The sequence below is a fragment of the Sphingobacterium sp. B29 genome, assembly GCF_001952815.1.
In the GTDB taxonomy this organism is placed as follows: domain Bacteria; phylum Bacteroidota; class Bacteroidia; order Sphingobacteriales; family Sphingobacteriaceae; genus Sphingobacterium; species Sphingobacterium siyangense.
Map to the genome: position 1 here is coordinate 37883 of NZ_CP019158.1, position 17381 is coordinate 55263.

15 protein-coding genes are annotated in these 17381 nt (G+C 41.1%); 9 read left to right on the plus strand and 6 right to left on the minus strand.

Annotated features, from left to right (window positions below):
• The first annotated feature begins 173 nt into the window (after positions 1 to 173).
• Positions 174 to 644 carry an Lrp/AsnC family transcriptional regulator gene (locus BV902_RS00185; RefSeq protein ID WP_046673117.1) on the plus strand — a complete coding sequence of 157 codons (471 nt, stop codon included), beginning with the start codon at positions 174 to 176 and terminating at the stop codon, positions 642 to 644.
• Positions 645 to 765: 121 nt separating this feature from the next.
• On the opposite strand, the gene ung is transcribed toward BV902_RS00185, so the two are convergent.
• Positions 766 to 1440, minus strand: a complete 675-nt coding sequence (gene ung / locus BV902_RS00190; protein WP_075994550.1) for a uracil-DNA glycosylase — start codon at positions 1438 to 1440, stop codon at positions 766 to 768.
• A 223-nt stretch (positions 1441 to 1663) separates the two neighbouring features.
• Between ung and BV902_RS00195 the strand changes: the two genes are divergently transcribed.
• Entirely contained in the window at positions 1664 to 2203 is a 540-nt protein-coding gene (locus BV902_RS00195; protein ID WP_075990263.1) for a hypothetical protein, read from the plus strand.
• A 63-nt stretch (positions 2204 to 2266) separates the two neighbouring features.
• Here the strand turns inward: BV902_RS00195 and BV902_RS00200 are convergent, their stop codons facing one another.
• Both BV902_RS00200 and BV902_RS00205 read right to left on the minus strand, forming a co-directional pair.
• A complete protein-coding gene (locus BV902_RS00200; protein ID WP_075990264.1) occupies positions 2267 to 2731 on the minus strand; it encodes a hypothetical protein in 465 nt (154 codons plus the stop codon).
• Positions 2732 to 2798: 67 nt separating this feature from the next.
• Positions 2799 to 3281, minus strand: a complete 483-nt coding sequence (locus BV902_RS00205; protein WP_075990265.1) for a DUF4293 domain-containing protein — start codon at positions 3279 to 3281, stop codon at positions 2799 to 2801.
• A gap of 193 nt (positions 3282 to 3474) precedes the next feature.
• Here BV902_RS00205 and BV902_RS00210 point away from each other — a divergent pair, with 193 nt between their 5' ends.
• Positions 3475 to 3996 carry a PglD-related sugar-binding protein gene (locus BV902_RS00210; RefSeq protein WP_075990266.1) on the plus strand — a complete coding sequence of 174 codons (522 nt, stop codon included), beginning with the start codon at positions 3475 to 3477 and terminating at the stop codon, positions 3994 to 3996.
• Here the strand turns inward: BV902_RS00210 and BV902_RS00215 are convergent, their stop codons facing one another.
• The 3 genes from BV902_RS00215 to BV902_RS00225 form a co-directional block, all read right to left on the minus strand.
• Positions 3997 to 5760: an ABC transporter ATP-binding protein gene (locus BV902_RS00215; protein WP_075990267.1), complete on the minus strand. Its 1764-nt coding sequence runs from the start codon at positions 5758 to 5760 to the stop codon at positions 3997 to 3999.
• 24 nt (positions 5761 to 5784) lie between these two features.
• Complete coding sequence (truA, locus tag BV902_RS00220; protein WP_075990268.1) at positions 5785 to 6537, minus strand: tRNA pseudouridine(38-40) synthase TruA; 753 nt, start codon at positions 6535 to 6537, stop codon at positions 5785 to 5787.
• A gap of 334 nt (positions 6538 to 6871) precedes the next feature.
• Positions 6872 to 8173, minus strand: a complete 1302-nt coding sequence (locus BV902_RS00225) for a UDP-N-acetylmuramoyl-tripeptide--D-alanyl-D-alanine ligase (protein ID WP_075990269.1) — start codon at positions 8171 to 8173, stop codon at positions 6872 to 6874.
• Positions 8174 to 8487: 314 nt separating this feature from the next.
• On the opposite strand from BV902_RS00225, the gene BV902_RS00230 reads away from it, so the two are divergent.
• The 6 genes from BV902_RS00230 (at position 8488) to BV902_RS00255 (ending at position 17381) form a co-directional block, all read left to right on the plus strand.
• Complete coding sequence (locus tag BV902_RS00230; protein ID WP_075990270.1) at positions 8488 to 9453, plus strand: pectinesterase family protein; 966 nt, start codon at positions 8488 to 8490, stop codon at positions 9451 to 9453.
• 101 nt (positions 9454 to 9554) lie between these two features.
• On the plus strand, positions 9555 to 11225 hold the full coding sequence (locus BV902_RS00235) for a glycoside hydrolase family 28 protein (RefSeq protein WP_075990271.1): 1671 nt from the start codon (positions 9555 to 9557) through the stop codon (positions 11223 to 11225).
• A gap of 7 nt (positions 11226 to 11232) precedes the next feature.
• The gene (locus BV902_RS00240; protein ID WP_075990272.1) at positions 11233 to 13149 is read left to right on the plus strand and encodes a glycoside hydrolase family 88 protein; all 1917 of its coding nucleotides are present in this window, start codon (positions 11233 to 11235) and stop codon (positions 13147 to 13149) included.
• Positions 13150 to 13154: 5 nt separating this feature from the next.
• Positions 13155 to 14192 carry a pectate lyase gene (gene pelA / locus BV902_RS00245; protein WP_075994551.1) on the plus strand — a complete coding sequence of 346 codons (1038 nt, stop codon included), beginning with the start codon at positions 13155 to 13157 and terminating at the stop codon, positions 14190 to 14192.
• A gap of 12 nt (positions 14193 to 14204) precedes the next feature.
• A complete protein-coding gene (locus tag BV902_RS00250) occupies positions 14205 to 15722 on the plus strand; it encodes a tagaturonate reductase (protein WP_075990273.1) in 1518 nt (505 codons plus the stop codon).
• Positions 15723 to 15734: 12 nt separating this feature from the next.
• Positions 15735 to 17381, plus strand: a complete 1647-nt coding sequence (locus tag BV902_RS00255; RefSeq protein ID WP_075990274.1) for a UxaA family hydrolase — start codon at positions 15735 to 15737, stop codon at positions 17379 to 17381.

Consider the following 17381-nt stretch of genomic DNA (forward strand, 5'->3'; position numbering starts at 1 on the left):
GAGCACATTTCAATCGATTATGACAGTCAAATGATTTTACATCGATTAAAATTATAACTAAACACATACAGTATAACTAAAATCTATTAATCATCAATAATTTTGTATATTTTTAAATTTCCAAATATAATTTTGTATATTTACAAATACTATTGATTATTAAGACTTAAGATATGCCCTTTGCACCGGATAAAACAGATTTAAAAATTCTTAAACTATTACAAGAGAATGGTCGTATAACTAATTTGCAACTCGCATCTAGCATCGGACTATCTCCCGCACCAACTTTAGAGCGTGTACGAAAACTGGAAAACTCTGGCTTCATCAAAAGTTACCATGCTTTTGTAGACGAGGAGAAACTGGGACTTGGAATCAAATCGTTTATCCAGATCTCACTCGATTTCCATACACATAACGCTATCCCTGAGTTTGTTGCTGCTGTCAAAATGATACCCGAGGTAACCGAATGCCACCACGTTACAGGCAATTGTGATTTCATCCTCAAGGTTTACGTAAAAGATATTAAAGCTTATGAAGGTGTCATCATGGAAAAAATCTCCAAAATACCTTTTGTAAAGACATTCCAAACCATGATGATTATGTCAACCAGCAAAAAAGAACCAATTATTCCTTTAGAATATTAGGTAGAATATTAAACGAAGGAATAAGTCGATCAAAAATATCATTACCGGAATCTCGCTTTTGGACGCATTTGCTCCATGCGACGATCACCGGCAATGATGTTTATTTAACGCAAGACAAAACTTAAACCAGGCGCCAATCAATTGGGGCTTTACCGTGTTCCATCAAATATTGGTTTGCACGTGAAAAATGCTTACTACCAAAAAAACCACGATAGACAGATAACGGTGATGGATGAACCGCCGTTAGCACAAGATGCTTCTTCGCATCGATGAGCACACTTTTCTTTTGGGCATAACTTCCCCACAACAGAAATACGACATGTTCACAACGCTCCGAAATGGCATGAATAATACTATCTGTAAAAATCTCCCAACCTTTCTTCTGATGGGAGCCTGCCAGATGCGCCTGCACTGTCAATGTCGCATTTAACAACAGTACACCCTGTTTGGCCCAATAGGTCAAATCGCCAGCACGCGGCTCAACAAAACCGGGTATATCGTCTTGCAATTCCTTAAAGATATTTTTTAAGGATGGCGGCAAAGCAATCCCTTCTGGCACAGAGAAAGACAAGCCGTGCGCCTGCCCATCATTATGGTAAGGATCCTGCCCTAAGATAACTACTTTTACCTGGTCCAATGGCGTCAGCTTAAAAGCATTCATCACCAGATCTGCCGGTGGAAACACTTTCGTTTTCTGACGCTCTTCTTGCACAAAAGTAGACAGCTGTTTCATATAAGGCTGACCAAACAAAGGCTTTAGCACAGGAGCCCAAGAATCATCGTATTGCTTTTCCATACCCCAAACATAAATAAAGTTGCATATAAAGGCAAATTTATCCACATAAGCTCTTCTTAAGGGACTACAGCAAAAAAACACGAGCACATCTTGTTTATCCATATCCTCTTCAGGGGGAAAAACACATTTTTACAAAATAACCACCTGAACGAGTTGCTTAAACGATGAAATTAACGGATATTTGCAGAATTAAATTGAATACAAATATTTTAAACAAAGATTTATGTCAAATCTCGTTAGAATCATTATTTGCAGTGCATTGCTGATCGGAACAGTTGCCTTATTCTGGACTGGAAATTGGGGATGGGGAATCTTAGGTATCCTGATCACGATCTTAGGCTTTGTTACTGTATTTTTCCACGAATATATGCTGATTGCGCAATGGTATATGCGTAAACAAAATATGGCCGCAGCTGAAAAATGGCTACGTAAAATCACCAACTACGAAAAGCAATTGATCCCACAACAGCACGGTTACTACAATATGCTGATCGGACTGATCGAATCACAACGCGCACCTATGCAATCCGAAAAATATTTTAAGAAGGCATTGGCGTTGGGCTTACATATGGATCATAATATCGCTTTAGCAAAATTAAGCCTGGCAGGTGTAGCAATGGCAAAACGCAACAAGCGTGAAGCCGAAAAACTACTTCAAGAAGCGAAAAAAGCAGATAAAAACAAATTATTGGCCGATCAGATCAAAATGATGAAAGACCAAATGGGTATGATGGACAAACAGCAGATCAGATACAATCGATAATATTGAATAATCAAAAAAGCTTCAAAGTATAACTTTGAAGCTTTTTTGCTCAAGAGCCAAAATCTATTTCTTTAATGGAATAGAAACTTCCAAAAACTCCCCCTCTTCCGTGCTACTCTCAAACACCAGTTTAATCAGATCCGGCTTATCCGTTTTCTTCCAATCCTTAACAATGACCTGTATATCCACAGGCTTATCTTCTTCTAGCAAATAGTGCAGATAATTCTGCTTATCTTCAAATTTAACCAAAACATTTCCCATCTGAATCGTTGAAAAGAAATGGGGTTGTTTCTTCTGATCCAACACTTGCGTGGAAAAGGTGTTCATTTTATATTCTCGTGGATCGGTACTATAAGATATCGCAAACAAATTGATCACCAGTTCATTCTTACCCTCATCGAAGTGAAATTCCCGCACATCGAATTGAATATCGTCAAAAACCAGCAATGAATCTGCCGACTGAGCCTTTACAAGCCCACCTCCAAGAAAGAGGATCAAGACAACAACATATCTAAAAAAAACATTCATATCATATTATATTTAAAAAAGCCACGATCTTCGTGGCTTTAACTCGTATTATTTTATTGTCTTAAAATTATGCTCGCAATCGATCGGCAGATCGGATCAACTTTTCATCTTTACGTACTCCACCCATCGCTAACGCACAGAAAATAATCGAAATTGGCAACAAAAAGAAACCTACCCCGATATTCCCGGCACCTAAAAACTGGCTCACGGTGGCAAGATGAGTACTTGCAGACGAGTATAACCAGATTGCAAATAAGATGATCGCCACAATCTCCACCCATATAAGCAAAAGTTGAACTTTACGCTTTTTAAATTTAAATATCGTAAATAGCGGAAGTCCTCCCAATAACACGGTCACCACGGTCTGGAGAATATAACCAAATCCCCCCTCATGTACAGACTGGCCAGCAGCAACACTATACACACCAGTCACCTTCACATTCTTTCCTAAACCCACTAAATCGCTATAATTAACATAGGGAAATAGAAACAAGCCAAATATGACTAATCCTGCTATCAGCAAATAAACAGTTTGGATACGTTGAATCATAGTTTAATTTTTGTATATCAACAAACTTAGATAAATTGATTTTCATATGCAATATAATTGCGACCGAAAAAACAACCAACCCTACAGCTCTATAAACACCAAAACAATCAAACCTGACATTTTGTTGTATTTTTTTACATCATATCAAAGGGCTTCTTTTTAGAAAGCTTTATCTTTGCGAAAAAAAAATACCATGTTATACATATATGGAGCAACCGCTCATGCTAAAACTGCGGTAGATGTAGCAGAAGATTTAGCGATTGAAATTGGTGGTCTTATCGACAAATCGCTACTAATTGAAGATGTATTTGATTATGAGGTTCAACTTCATCATGAATCAAAAGGCACGGAAGAAAATTTCTTTGTCGCAGTCAAGAATCCTGGTCTTCGCCAAAGAATTGTGTCAGAAAACGCAAACTGGAACTTCCAGACCCTCATCCATCCTAAAGCCTACGTATCAAAAAGAGCCGAAATTGGTGAAGGCACCATTATTCTCCCAGGCGCTTCGATCGCTCCAGATGTACAAATAGGCAACCACTGCGTTATTGCCGGTTCCGCCGTTATCGAAAGCAACACCATTATTGAAGATTTTGTCAACATCGGCCCAAATGTCTCAATCGGAGCAAACGTTCTAGTCGGTCGAGGTTCAGAAATTAAAGCAAATACACGTATCGAAGACGAAGAAACTATCCCCAAAGAGAGTATTATCGCTTAATTAAATCCCTGCGGAATGAAACTGTAAGTCGTATAGTTTTTTATAATAACCATCGAAAGATAGCAATTCCTGATGCGTTCCGATTTCCTTGATTTCGCCTTTATCCAACACAATAATCTTGTCCGCCTTCTGAATGGTGGACAAGCGGTGGGCAATAACAATCGATGTTCTTCCTTTCATGAGGTTATCAATTGCATGTTGGATCATTTCTTCCGTTTCGGTATCAACAGAAGAAGTCGCTTCGTCCAAAATAAGAATCCGAGGATCGTGTACCAAAGCCCGTATAAAAGAAATCAATTGTGCCTGCCCCGCAGATAAAGTTGCTCCCCGCTCTTTCACATCATAATCATAGCCCCCAGGAAGTCGCATAATAAAATCATGCGCACCCACCTCCTTTGCTGCTTCGATCACCTGCTCTCTAGATATTGCAGGATCACCTAATGTAATGTTATTGATAACACTATCCGAAAAGAGAAATACATCCTGCAATACCGTCGAAATGGTATTTCTCAGATAATCAAGATCATAATCCCGGATATTACGGCCATCCAGTAGAATTTCGCCCTTATTGATTTCATAAAACCGGCTTAGAATATTGATGGTAGAAGATTTTCCAGCACCAGTAGCCCCAACTAAAGCTAAGGTCTCGCCCGGATTAACATTGAAGTTAACATCTTTCAGAACCCAGTTTTCCTCATTATAAGCAAACCAAACATCGCGAAAAGCAATCTCTCCTTTGATATGTGCGGGTTTCAACGTCCCCAAATTAGGCGTCTTTTCATCGGTATCCAAGACTTCAAAAATACGTTCAGCGCTCACCATGCCCATTTGAAGTGTATTGAACTTGTCAATAAGTTCCCGAATGGGCCTAAAGATCATATTGATATACATGATGAAGGCCACAACTACACCCGGAGAGATCACATCACCCATAATTTGTTTGGAACCAAACCACACCAATAATCCCAAAGCAATGGCCATGATAATTTCCAAAACAGGAAAAAAGATAGAGAAGTACCAATTGGTTCGAATATGTGCATTGCGATGTTGCGCATTAATTTCTTTAAACTTATCCATTTCCTGCTTTTCACGCGCAAAATATTGGATAATCCCGACTCCCGTAATGTGTTCCTGCAAAAAGGTATTTAAATTGGAAACCCATTTCCTCACATCAATAAAAGCAGATTTCATCGCCTCTTTAAACACATAAGTTGCTGCCACCATCAAAGGCATGGGAATTAAAACAATCAATGTTAGCTTCCAATCGGAGTAAAACATCACAACCAGAATAACGACCAGCTGCAATAAATCACCGATAATCTGGATCAAGCCCTCAGAGAAAATATTGGAAAGAGTCTCCAGATCAGAAATGGTACGTGTAATCAGTTTTCCCAATGCCGTACGATCAAAATACTTGAGCCGGAGTTGAACAATGTGGTTAAATACCTGAATCCGGATATCGCGAATGACCGACTGCCCCAAGGTATTTGTCATTAAGGTATGGTAATAACGAATCAAGGTCTGCAGGATAACCAATGCCAACATCGCTATCAGCATGAGGGACAACCCATTGGTATCGAAGTTTAAAATATAGTTATCTAATGTATGCTGAATTAGCATAGGCAAAGCGGGCGCCACAGCGGCCAACAATATCGTTAGAACGACCGATATCCAAAATGACACATGGTAGGGCCGCATATAGCGACTCATGCGTTTCACTAAATTGATATCGTAGGTTTTACCAGTTATTTTATCTTGACTCACGTTAAATTCTATATCTATTAAATTCTATATATAAGGATATGCTACTTCTGTTAAATATAAACCATGTGCGGGAACAGAAACACCCGCTTTTCCGCGGCTTTTACTTTGAATAACATCTTGCATAAATGAAACCGGCTTGCCTTTTATCCCTATTTCCAACGATGTCCCTACAATGGCACGCACCATATTGCGCAAAAAACGATCTGCAGTTATGTGAAAAACCAGATGCTGCTCAGTATGCCATACCCACTCAGCTCTACGAATATCGCAAATATTTGTAAACACCTGCGTATGAGACTTACTAAAGCATTCGAAATCTTGTTTACCCAATAAAAATTGTGCAGCTTCATTCATCTTTTCAACATCCGGACGATCGCGCATAAAACATGAATAGGGATAGATAAAAGGATCTTTATGAAAATGAAGATGGTATTCATATGATCTTTGCGTTGCATCGAAGCGAGCATGTGCTTCGGGCTCCACTTCGATCAAGCGCTTTACGGCCACATCAAAGGGCAATAAGGCATTGAGCGAATGAATGAAACGATCAGCTTTTTGTAGAATACCCACGGGGGCTGCATCGAAATGTGCATACAATTGCTTGGCATGAACACCCGTATCTGTACGGCCAGCTCCAGTTGTTTCAATCGGCTCCCGCAACAGGGTTTCAAGCGCTTTATTCAGCACTTCCTGCACGGAAATTGCATTATTCTGAATTTGCCAACCATGATAAGCCTGTCCAAAATAGGCTATTTCTAAAAAAAAAACGTCTTTTATCCATTATATGGAACAAAGGTACGTTTTCCAAATGAGCATCATTTCTCTATAGAACGAATTTCCTCATTTTACTCATTATTTAATCCTTACATGACAAAACTGTTTGTTTTGCACTTCCTTTTCACTCAAATCTGCCTGATGGGTAATTTGGTATTCAGCGGCACCAAAGCCACAGTAAACACCTACTATCTTCGCCCTGCGACCACGGTAAGTCCACCGTGAGTCCACGTTGAGTCCACCTTTTTAAGTACATTCAATGCGGGAGCACCATGGTCGCAATATGGTCGCACCCCGAACTTATCCCCTCGTTGTGCATAACACAAAGCTAAAAAGGCTAGAGTAAATCGACCAGATTTTCAAAAGCCATGCCGCGTGAAGCTTTCAATAAAACTGTGGCATCAGTTATCGGCTTTTTGCTGATTGCTTGTTTTGCTTCGGCAGTAGTTTCATAAAACTCTCCACCTTCATACCGATGTGCGAAAAATTCTTTGCCGACAAAAATCTTGCGATCTGCAGGAATAGCTCTTACGTTTTCAACAATTTTTTTATGCTCTTCAAAGGATTCGGCTCCCAATTCAAACATATCACCCAATACAATAGCCTTCTTATCCGCTTCAATAATCCGGATATTATCCAGTGCAGCAGCCATGCTTGTTGCATTGGCATTATAATAATCGCAGATCAGCGTATTGTGGGCCGTTTTCATAATCTGCGAGCGATTATTTGTGGGTGTATAGCCTTCAATGCCCCGATTGATCGCTGCAGAAGAAATGCCAAAATGCAGACCCACTGCAATTGCCGCAAGAAAGTTTTCGGTATTATAAGAGCCTGTTAACTGCGTATCAACTACATAAGATTCGGTCGCCTCCTTCTTTTGCCACTCGATCTGCAAAAGGGGATTTGCTTTAAGAAGCTTTCCAATCACGTCATTATCTTCCGAAAAACCATAAGTAACAATGTTAGCGATCTGGCGAGCGGAAGCCATCTCTTTGAGGTGTGGGTTATCGGCCTGCAAAAATAATACACCTTGATGGTCCTGCAGCCAATCGTATAGCTCACCTTTGGTTTTCTTCACTCCTTCAAAAGATCCAAAACCTTCTAGATGTGCTTTACCAACGTTAGAAATCAAACCATGTGTCGGTTCGGCAATCCCACACAAAAAAGCAATTTCTTCCAGATGGTTTGCCCCCATTTCGATGATTGCCAGCTCAATGGAATCATCTATTGCCAATAATGTTAAGGGAACACCAATATGATTATTCAAATTTCCTTTCGTCGCGTATGCTTTATATTTCTGTGAAACAACGGCATACAGCAATTCCTTCGTAGTCGTTTTTCCATTTGTACCTGTCACACCAATAATTGGTATGTGCAACTGATGTCTGTGGTAATTTGCGAGTTGCTGTAGTGCTTTTAAAACATCATCAACAAGAATATACGCATCTCCTTTTCGGTAGGTCTCTTCATCAATAACAACATATTTAGCGCCCATTTCAAGCGCTTTCTCGGCGAAAGCATTTCCATTGAAATTAGCACCTTTTAAGGCGAAAAAAATACTATCCCTTTCTATTTTACGTGTATCAGTTGTAATATTCGGATACTGTTTATAAATCTGATAGAGTGATTGGATGTCCATGTTGAGAAATTTGTTGAACAAACTTAGAGAAATTGCTTTTTATATGCAATACAATTGAACTCCATATAGACAATTTAGCCCCTTAATCGTTCTGAACATCCTTTTGTGGCTATACAAGCTCAATCAAAGATATCCAAAACACGCAATATTTCAAGATACAAGTGCGCGCTTCATGCCATGGTAGCATGCTAGAATTGTCTTTTCAATCGGTTCACGCAAACGTGACCGATAACGTTTGCGCATTTATTTTGGTGGATTTCCTTTAAGGAAGGCTTTAATATTGGTAATTTCATTGACCAATTAAACAATTTGGAATGCGAACGATCATACTTTCCCTTTTTTTAATTCCTTTTTTTCTTTTTGCTACGGAAGTAAAGAGCTATGATTTTGTCGTGGCCAAAGATGGTACGGGAAATTTCACGACAATTCAAGATGCCATTCATGCTGTCCCAGATTTTCGAAAAAAGGAAACGAAAATATATATCAAAAACGGGACATATCGCGAAAAAATCATCCTCCCGGGGAGCAAGCAGTTTGTTACATTAGTCGGTGAAGATAAATTTAAAACGATTATCAGTTATGACGATTATGCGCAAAAGAAAAATCGTTTTGGTGAGGAAATGGGTACTTCTGGCTCAGCAAGTTTTTATTGCTATGGGGACGATTTTACGGCCATAAACCTTTCTTTCGAAAATGGATCCGGCCCGGTGGGCCAGGCAGTGGCGGCATGGATCTCCGGAGACCGTAATTTGTTTCTCAATTGTCGCTTCTTAGGATTTCAAGACACCTTATACACTTTCGGGAAGGGAACAAGACAGCTTTATTACCAATGCTATATCGAAGGTACTGTAGATTTTATCTTTGGCGGGTCCACGGCCTGGTTTGAAAATTGTGAACTGCACTGCAAAAACAAGGGCTATATTACCGCAGCATCTACGCCCGAACAGGTAGATTTTGGCTATATCTTTAACAACTGCAACATCACGGGAAATAAAGACACAAAGACGTTCTACCTTGGACGCCCTTGGCGACCTTATGCCAAAGTAATTTTCATGCATTGTAATCTTCCCCAATTTATTGACGATAAAGGTTGGCACAACTGGGGCAAAGAGTCAAATGAGAAAACAGCTTATTTCGCAGAATATAAAAACAAAGGCGCAGGCTCAGTGTCACAAAATCGTGTCAAATGGAGTCGCCTATTAACAGATCGAGAGGCCGATAGCCTTAATTTTCAACGTGTATTCAAGGATTGGGTACCAACGCTTACATTTGATCGATAAGTCATGACCGGTAACGATTGCATAAGTTTTTCATCCAAGTTAGGGACAAAGAATGTACAATTGCTTTTACAAATAACCATTTTTAAACCAAAATGTAAAAAATGAATTCGTTTAAAAAGCACTATTCACGTACATTGAAATCCGCTCTTGCATTGCTTCTCGTGCTACCACAGCTGTGTATAGCCCAAGAGCCTGCCCGTCCTATCGTACAACAGGTCGAATTTAAGAAAGACACGTTAAATATCGGCAATTACGGCGCGAAAGGTGACGGTCAATTTCTTAATACGGCTTCAATCAATCAAACTATCCGTAGATGTAGCGAAACTGGTGGCGGTGTTGTACTAATCCCCGCTGGAATTTGGTTGACAGGACCTATTGAAATGCAGAGCAATGTAAACCTGCACCTCAAACGAGATGCCGTACTGCTTTTCACCAAGGACTTCGATCAATATAAGCTTGTTGAATCTAATTGGGAAGGTGAGCCGGCCTGGCGCAATCAAAATCCGATATCGGGCAAGAACCTATATAATATCGCAATTACGGGCGATGGCATTATTGATGGCAATGGAGATGCCTGGAGGATGGTTAAAAAGAACAAACTAACCGCATCGCAATGGAAAAATCTCGTTGCATCGGGTGGCACTGTCGACACCACCAATGAGATCTGGTACCCCTCCGCAAGTTCGCTGAAAGGTTCGCAAGAAAAGAAAGCTGGGGTTATTCGTCCCGGCACAACAATCGATGATTTCAAAGATGTCAAGGATTTTTTAAGACCCAATCTTTTGGTATTCACAGACTGTAAAAAAGTATTGTTAGAAGGAGTAACGATACAAAACTCACCGGCATGGAATATACACCCTTTACTATGTGAAGACCTAACCTTACGCAAGCTCTCGGTTCGTAACCCCTGGTATGGCCAAAATGGCGATGGTGTAGATGTGGAGTCTTGCAAAAATGTCCTCATAGAAGACTGTACATTTGATGTTGGCGATGACGGCATATGCATTAAGTCTGGACGTGATAAAGCTGGGCGTGACCGTGGCAGGCCAACCGAAAATGTCATTATTCGCAATAACGTTGTGTATCATGCACATGGCGGATTTGTAATCGGAAGCGAGATGAGTGGTGGTGCCCGTAATATTTGGGTGGAAGATTGCTCGTTTATTGGGACTGATATCGGACTTCGCTTCAAAACGACAAGAGGTCGTGGAGGAGTTGTAGAAAACATCTTCATCAACAATATCAATATGGTTGATATCCCAGGCGAAGCGATTCTATTTGACATGTATTATGCGGCTGTAGATCCGGTTCCATTGGCAGGAGAAAAGAGGTCTGCTGTAAAAACAGTCACGCTTCCGGTTACAGAAGAAACACCGCAATTCAAAAACTTTTATATCAAAAATATCGCAGCGAAAGGAGCATCAAAAGGAATTTTCTTACGCGGTCTCCCCGAAATGCATATTCAGCAGATCTGGATAGAAAATGCAACCTTGGAGGCCAATAAAGGCATAGAAATCATTGAAGCTTCTCAGGTCAATCTGAAAAATATCACTTTAAAAACGACAGAAAATAATCCGTTGATCGCCATAAGTAATAGCACTGCGATAAATCTAGATCATATCCAAGCATTAGAAGCTCCTGAACTATATATCGAGGTCGCGGGTGAGAAAAGCAGTAATATCCATCTTTCGAAATCCAACACAAGAACTGCCAAGACTGTCAGTCAGTTTACAGCCGGAAGTACGGACAAATCCTTAACAATCAAAAATTAGGCCCCTGATGAGAAAGTTATTTTTAATTCTTTTAAACCTTACAGCACTTGTTCCATTTTCAGGGTTTGGCCAACAAAAGCCTTTTTCCGAACAAATGGCCAACACTGTACTTGAACAGCTCTATCCGGATTCATTATTCAACAGGACCGACAAATTTCCAAAATGGTCATACGATATGGGGGTTATTTTTGAAGGCCTGACAGATGTATGGCGCAATACTGCAGATGCCGATTATTTTAACTATATGCAATCGCGCATGGATGCCTACCTCAGCATTCCGGATTCAATTAAGAACTATCATGCGCAGGATTTTAATATTGACAATATTAAAAATGGTACCACCCTATTAACACTTTACAAAGTAACCGGTAAAGAAAAATATCTGAAGGCCTGCCACCAATTATATGCACAGCTTCAAAAGCATCCGCGCACACATGAAGGTGGATTTTGGCATAAGAAAATTTATCCTTACCAAATGTGGCTAGATGGCTTATATATGGGCCAGCCTTTCTATGCGGAATATGCTAGCCTGATGAATATTCCTGCCGCCTTTGACGATATCGCCAACCAGTTTAGCTACATGGAAAAAAATGCCCGTGACGCGAAAACAGGCCTGCTGTATCATGGCTGGGATGAATCAAAAAAGGAACGCTGGTCGGACCCCAAAACAGGCCTATCGCCACACTTTTGGGCTAGGGGTATGGGTTGGTATGTCATGGCGCTTGTTGATGTATTGGACTATTTCCCAGCGGAGCATCCTCGTAGACAAGAACTCATTGCAATCTTAAACAGAACGTTATCGGCAGTCGTCAAGTACCAAGATGGCAAAACCGGCGTTTGGTATGACATTGTGGACCTGGGTACAAGAAAAGGAAATTACCTGGAATCTTCGGCCTCCAGTATGTTTGTATTTGCATTGGCAAAATCATTACGCAAAGGTTATATCCCGGCTTCATTTCAGCAAAATCTGGATCGGGGCTACCAAGGGCTTGTAAAAGAATTCATCACCCCTGCTGGAGAAAACCGTGTCAATCTCACAAAGACTGTCCAAGTTTCCGGTCTAGGCGGAAAACAATATCGCGATGGTAGTTTCGAATATTACATGAGTGAACCCGTTATTACCAATGATCCCAAGGGAGTCGGTGCTTTTATCCTAGCGGCGTCCGAAGTTGAATTTGGAAAGGAACAAAAAGGAAAAAAAAGACGCACGGTTACATTGGACAATTATTTCAATAACGAATATAAAAAGACTGCATCGGGGGAAATTAAACCCTACCACTATCTTTGGGATGGTGACGACAACAACGGATTTTCCCTATTGGGTAGGGTATTTGAAAAAAATGGCGGTCAATTAAACACATTACGGACAGCACCTACAGTACAGAATCTCTCAAAATCCAACGTCTACATCATCGTAGACCCCGACACGGAGAAAGAAACTGAGCATCCGCATTTTATGAATGAAACCGACGCCCAACAAATTACGCAATGGGTTAAACAGGGCGGAGTACTCGTTCTTTTATTAAATGATAGCGGTAACTGCGAAATCAGCAAATTCAATACCCTCGCACGAAAATTTGGCATCACATTCCATGAGGATAGTCGCAACCGGGTGAAAGGAAATGACTTTCAGACGGGCGCAATTGCTATTCCAAAAGGTAATGCCGTATTTCCGAATACGGCCCAAATATATATCAAGGAAATCTCAACATTACATGTAAACGCTCCCGCCCAAGCATTGATTCAAGATCATGGGGATACCATCATTGCTACGGCAAAATATGGAAAAGGTACTGTATTTGCCATTGGAGATCCTTGGTTATATAATGAATATACCGATGGAAGAAAGCTCCCTAAGGAATATGAAAACTTTACTGCAGCGAATGATTTAGTGCAATGGTTATTCAAACAGATCAACAACTAGAGACCATGAGAAAGACAATTATGCTGAGTTTCATCGCGGTATCAGTGTTTCATCATTACTGTATTGGACAGACCGTGCCCACCAAAGATTCATTAGCCGAAAAGATGCTTCAGTACCAGCTATCAAATGGAGCATGGCCCAAGCAGTTGTTCGACAAAAGTGTGGTCGATTACAGACTTCCATTAACAAAAGAGCTGTTGCAAAAGGTCAAGAAAACAGCTATTGATCATGCCACACTCGACAACAGTGCAACAACCCGGGAAATAACTGGATTGGTCAAGGCTTTTAAGCTTACTCAGAATAAGGCTTATTTGACTGCCGCAGAAAAAGGTATTGCCTATATTTTATCGGCTCAATATGAGAATGGCGGATTTCCACAGTACTACCCAAATAAATCACTCTATAGAGCTGAGATAACCTACAACGATAATGCAATGATCAATGCATTACTGGTGCTTTACAAAGTCGCCAATAAGCAAGACGGATTTGAGGCTATCAATCCCATATTTGTGTCAAAAGCACAAAAAGCAGTAGAAAAGGGCATAGCCTGTATCCTGAAAACACAGGTCATGCAAGACGGAAAAAGGAGTATCTGGGCTGCGCAATACGATCAGAACACGTTAAAGCCCGCTCAGGCAAGAAAGTTTGAACCTGCCGCATTAAGCACAAGTGAATCTGTTGCCATCGTCCGCTTTCTCATGCTGCAGCCTGCAACGGCTGAAATTAAGCAAGCCATCGAAGATGCAGTACACTGGTTTGAGCAACATGATATCGAAGGTTACCGCTTCGACCGTGTACAAGATAAGCTGACTGGAAAATATCAACGGCAGCTTGTCGCCGATGGGACTTCCACGATTTGGGCGCGATTTTATAATCTCGAAGACAACCGTCCTTTGTTTGGAGATCGGGACGACACAATCAAATACAACTTTGAGGAGGTTTCAGAGGAGCGTAGAAATGGCTATGCCTGGTTCGGCAACTGGCCGGAAAAGCTGATCCAAAAGGAGTATCCAAAGTGGAAAAAACAATACAAAATTCAATAATAAAACGAGCAGATGTTACTGACACAACATACTATACAAACGATGAGCACTGACCTGGTGAATAAACCGACGGCAGCGTCCTTCGCATATCCAGAAAAGATTCTTCAATTTGGCACCGGTGTATTACTCAGAGGCCTCCCGGATTATTTTGTCCATAAAGCAAATCAACAAAACCTGTTTTGCGGCAGAATACTGGTTGTAAAGTCAACAAGCTCGGGCGGTGCTGATGCCTTCGAACAACAGGACAACCTATACACATTATCCATTAAAGGTATAGAAGACGGTGAAGAGATTTCACAATATGAAATCAATAATTCGATTTCCCGTGTATTGGCGGCCAACCAACATTGGTCAGAAATATTAAAAAGCGCCGAAAATCCGGATCTTGAAATTGTCTTCTCCAACACCACCGAAGTCGGCATTGTTATGAGTGAAGACCGCATCAGTGACGCACCACCGGCTTCTTTCCCGGGTAAACTTTTGGCTATTCTCTATCGGAGATTTGTTTACTTCAATGCGGATAAAAACAAGGGCTTAACCGTCGTCCCTAGCGAATTGATTACCGACAATGGAACGAAACTGAAATCAATCATCACAGCCTTGGCTAAGCTGAATGAGCTTCCAGAAGAGTTTATGGACTGGCTTGATACCGCCAATGATTTTTGTAACACGCTAGTCGATCGTATCGTTCCCGGAGCATTGCCGCTAGCGGAATACACGAAAACCTGCGCTTTACTGGGCTACGAAGATCAATTGATGATTATGGCCGAACCCTTTCGCTTATGGGCGATAGAAGCGACTTCTGAACGTATACAACAACGCCTGTCCTTTGCATTGGCAGACCCGAATGTCATGTTGGTTCCATCAATTGAAAAGTATAAGGAAATCAAACTAAGGCTGCTCAATGGAACGCATACTTTAAGTTGTGCCCTTGCCCTTCTTGCGGGCTTCGAAACTGTAAAGGAGGCCATGCAAAATGCTGCATTCAATCAATTTATACGTCTTTTAATGCAGGATGAAATTGGTCCCGCCATTTTAAGCGACACTATTTCAGTCGCGGACATCAACGATTTTTCATCCAAAGTCATCGATCGCTTTGCCAATCCGCATCTGGAACATAAATGGGAATCCATTGCTTTAAATTATAGCTCAAAAATGGCAATGCGCAATATTCCCTTGCTAAAAAAATGGTATACAACACAGCACGAAGCTCCACAACTCTTCGCACTTGGATTTGCGGCTTATCTCTATCTACTAAAATCCACGCTGAACGGTGCTCAGTATGAGCAATTGATTAATGGACGAACAGTTGTGCTTCAGGATGAGTCTGCACCAATATTACATACCGCTTGGTGCAATCCAGATACACTCGTCCATACCGTGCTTTCAGCTACGGATTTATGGGGGACCAATTTAACGGAGTTCCCTCATTTTGAAGAAACAGTCAACCAAAAATTGCAACAGATCATTGAAAAAGGGGCATTAAAGGCACTCGAAATTTCATCAGTTCTTGACAATAAAAAAGTATAAATAGCGCTACAGATGAAAAACAACGTATTAAAGATACATCCCAAAGACAATGTTTTAGTCGCCTTACAAGATCTCAAAAAAGGTGATGCAATTTCTTTTGAGGGTATACAATATATTCTACAGGAAGATATTCCGGCCAAGCATAAATTTTTTATGCAGGATATGCACTTTGGTGACGAAATCTATATGTATGGGGTTCTCGTGGGAAAAGCACAATTTGATATCCCACAGGGAAGCATCATGAATACCGACAACACCAAACATGCAGCTGAACCTTACCATTTTCGGCCTTCACATTATCACTGGGAAAAGCCTGACGTTTCAAAGTTTGAAGGAAGAACTTTCAATGGTTACCTCCGTCCGGACGGTCGTGTAGGCACCGCAAATTACTGGTTATTTATCCCAACCGTTTTCTGCGAAAACCGAAATCTTGATGTTATCAAAGAGGCATTATACAATGAGCTTGGTTATTCAGTCTCTGGAAAATACAAGAATTTCACCCATCAGCTGTTAAAAGCCTATGAAAAGGGAGAAACACTGGATATGACTTCTCTCGGGCAGCTAAACACAATTACGGAGCAATCGGATCGTGTATTCAGAAACGTAGATGGGATCAAATTTTTAAACCATCAGGGGGGCTGTGGTGGAATCCGACAAGATGCTGCCATCTTGAGTAAGTTACTTGCCGCTTATGCCGACCATCCGAATGTCGCCGGTATTACGGTATTGAGTCTGGGCTGCCAAAATTTGCAGCTGAACGATCTCGTCAACGACATTAAGCTGCGTAATCCAGGATTTGACAAACCATTGTACTTATTTGAACAGCAACAATCAAAAAGTGAGGAGCAACTGCTGAAAGAGGCGATACTACAGACTTTTGTGGGGCTGACAGAAATTAATAAACTTGGAAGACAGCCGGTACCATTGAGCAAATTAACCTTGGGTGTAAAATGCGGTGGTAGTGATGGATTCAGTGGTATTTCGGCCAATCCGGCTGTTGGTTATACGGCCGATCTTCTGGTTGCCCTTGGTGGAAAAGTACTGTTGGCTGAATTTCCAGAATTATGTGGTGCCGAGCAAAACTTAATAGACCGCACCATCGATCCGAAGGCTGCCAATAAATTCATTGACCTGATGACCGCCTATAGCAATGCTGCCGAGGCTGTTGGTTCGGGTTTTTATATGAATCCATCTCCAGGCAATATTCGTGATGGACTTATCACTGATGCGATAAAAAGCAATGGTGCCGCGAAAAAGGGAGGAACCTCCCCTGTTGTTGATGTTTTGGACTACACCGAGGAAGCAACAAAACCCGGTCTTAATTTGGTCTGTACCCCCGGAAATGATGTGGAAGCGACCACAGGGAAAGCTGCTGCAGGCGCAACACTTATCTTATTCACAACGGGTTTAGGTACGCCTACAGGCAACCCTATTTGCCCAGTTATCAAAGTAGCAACGAATAATGTCCTAGCAACCAGAATGGCCGACATTATCGATATCAATACCGGCCCTATTATAGACGGTGAGAAATCGATTCAAACCATGGGCGAAGACATTTTAGAATATTGTATCAAAGCAGCTAGTGGTGAAATAGCACCTAAGGCTGTTCAATTAAACCAAGACGATTTCATACCTTGGAAAAGAGGTGTGAGTTTATAA

Excerpts from the sequence above, each read along its gene's own strand:
- BV902_RS00255 (WP_075990274.1), top strand. The coding sequence starts at position 15,735 with ATGAAAAACAACGTATTAAAGATACATCCCAAAGACAATGTTTTAGTC.
- BV902_RS00225 (WP_075990269.1), bottom strand. The coding sequence starts at position 8,173 with ATGGACATCCAATCACTCTATCAGATTTATAAACAGTATCCGAATATT.
- BV902_RS00235 (WP_075990271.1), top strand. The coding sequence starts at position 9,555 with ATGAATTCGTTTAAAAAGCACTATTCACGTACATTGAAATCCGCTCTT.
- BV902_RS00230 (WP_075990270.1), top strand. The coding sequence starts at position 8,488 with ATGCGAACGATCATACTTTCCCTTTTTTTAATTCCTTTTTTTCTTTTT.
- BV902_RS00195 (WP_075990263.1), top strand. The coding sequence starts at position 1,664 with ATGTCAAATCTCGTTAGAATCATTATTTGCAGTGCATTGCTGATCGGA.
- BV902_RS00185 (WP_046673117.1), top strand. The coding sequence starts at position 174 with ATGCCCTTTGCACCGGATAAAACAGATTTAAAAATTCTTAAACTATTA.
- ung (WP_075994550.1), bottom strand. The coding sequence starts at position 1,440 with ATGGAAAAGCAATACGATGATTCTTGGGCTCCTGTGCTAAAGCCTTTG.
- BV902_RS00240 (WP_075990272.1), top strand. The coding sequence starts at position 11,233 with ATGAGAAAGTTATTTTTAATTCTTTTAAACCTTACAGCACTTGTTCCA.
- BV902_RS00205 (WP_075990265.1), bottom strand. The coding sequence starts at position 3,281 with ATGATTCAACGTATCCAAACTGTTTATTTGCTGATAGCAGGATTAGTC.
- BV902_RS00250 (WP_075990273.1), top strand. The coding sequence starts at position 14,205 with ATGTTACTGACACAACATACTATACAAACGATGAGCACTGACCTGGTG.
- pelA (WP_075994551.1), top strand. The coding sequence starts at position 13,155 with ATGAGAAAGACAATTATGCTGAGTTTCATCGCGGTATCAGTGTTTCAT.
- BV902_RS00200 (WP_075990264.1), bottom strand. The coding sequence starts at position 2,731 with ATGAATGTTTTTTTTAGATATGTTGTTGTCTTGATCCTCTTTCTTGGA.
- BV902_RS00210 (WP_075990266.1), top strand. The coding sequence starts at position 3,475 with ATGTTATACATATATGGAGCAACCGCTCATGCTAAAACTGCGGTAGAT.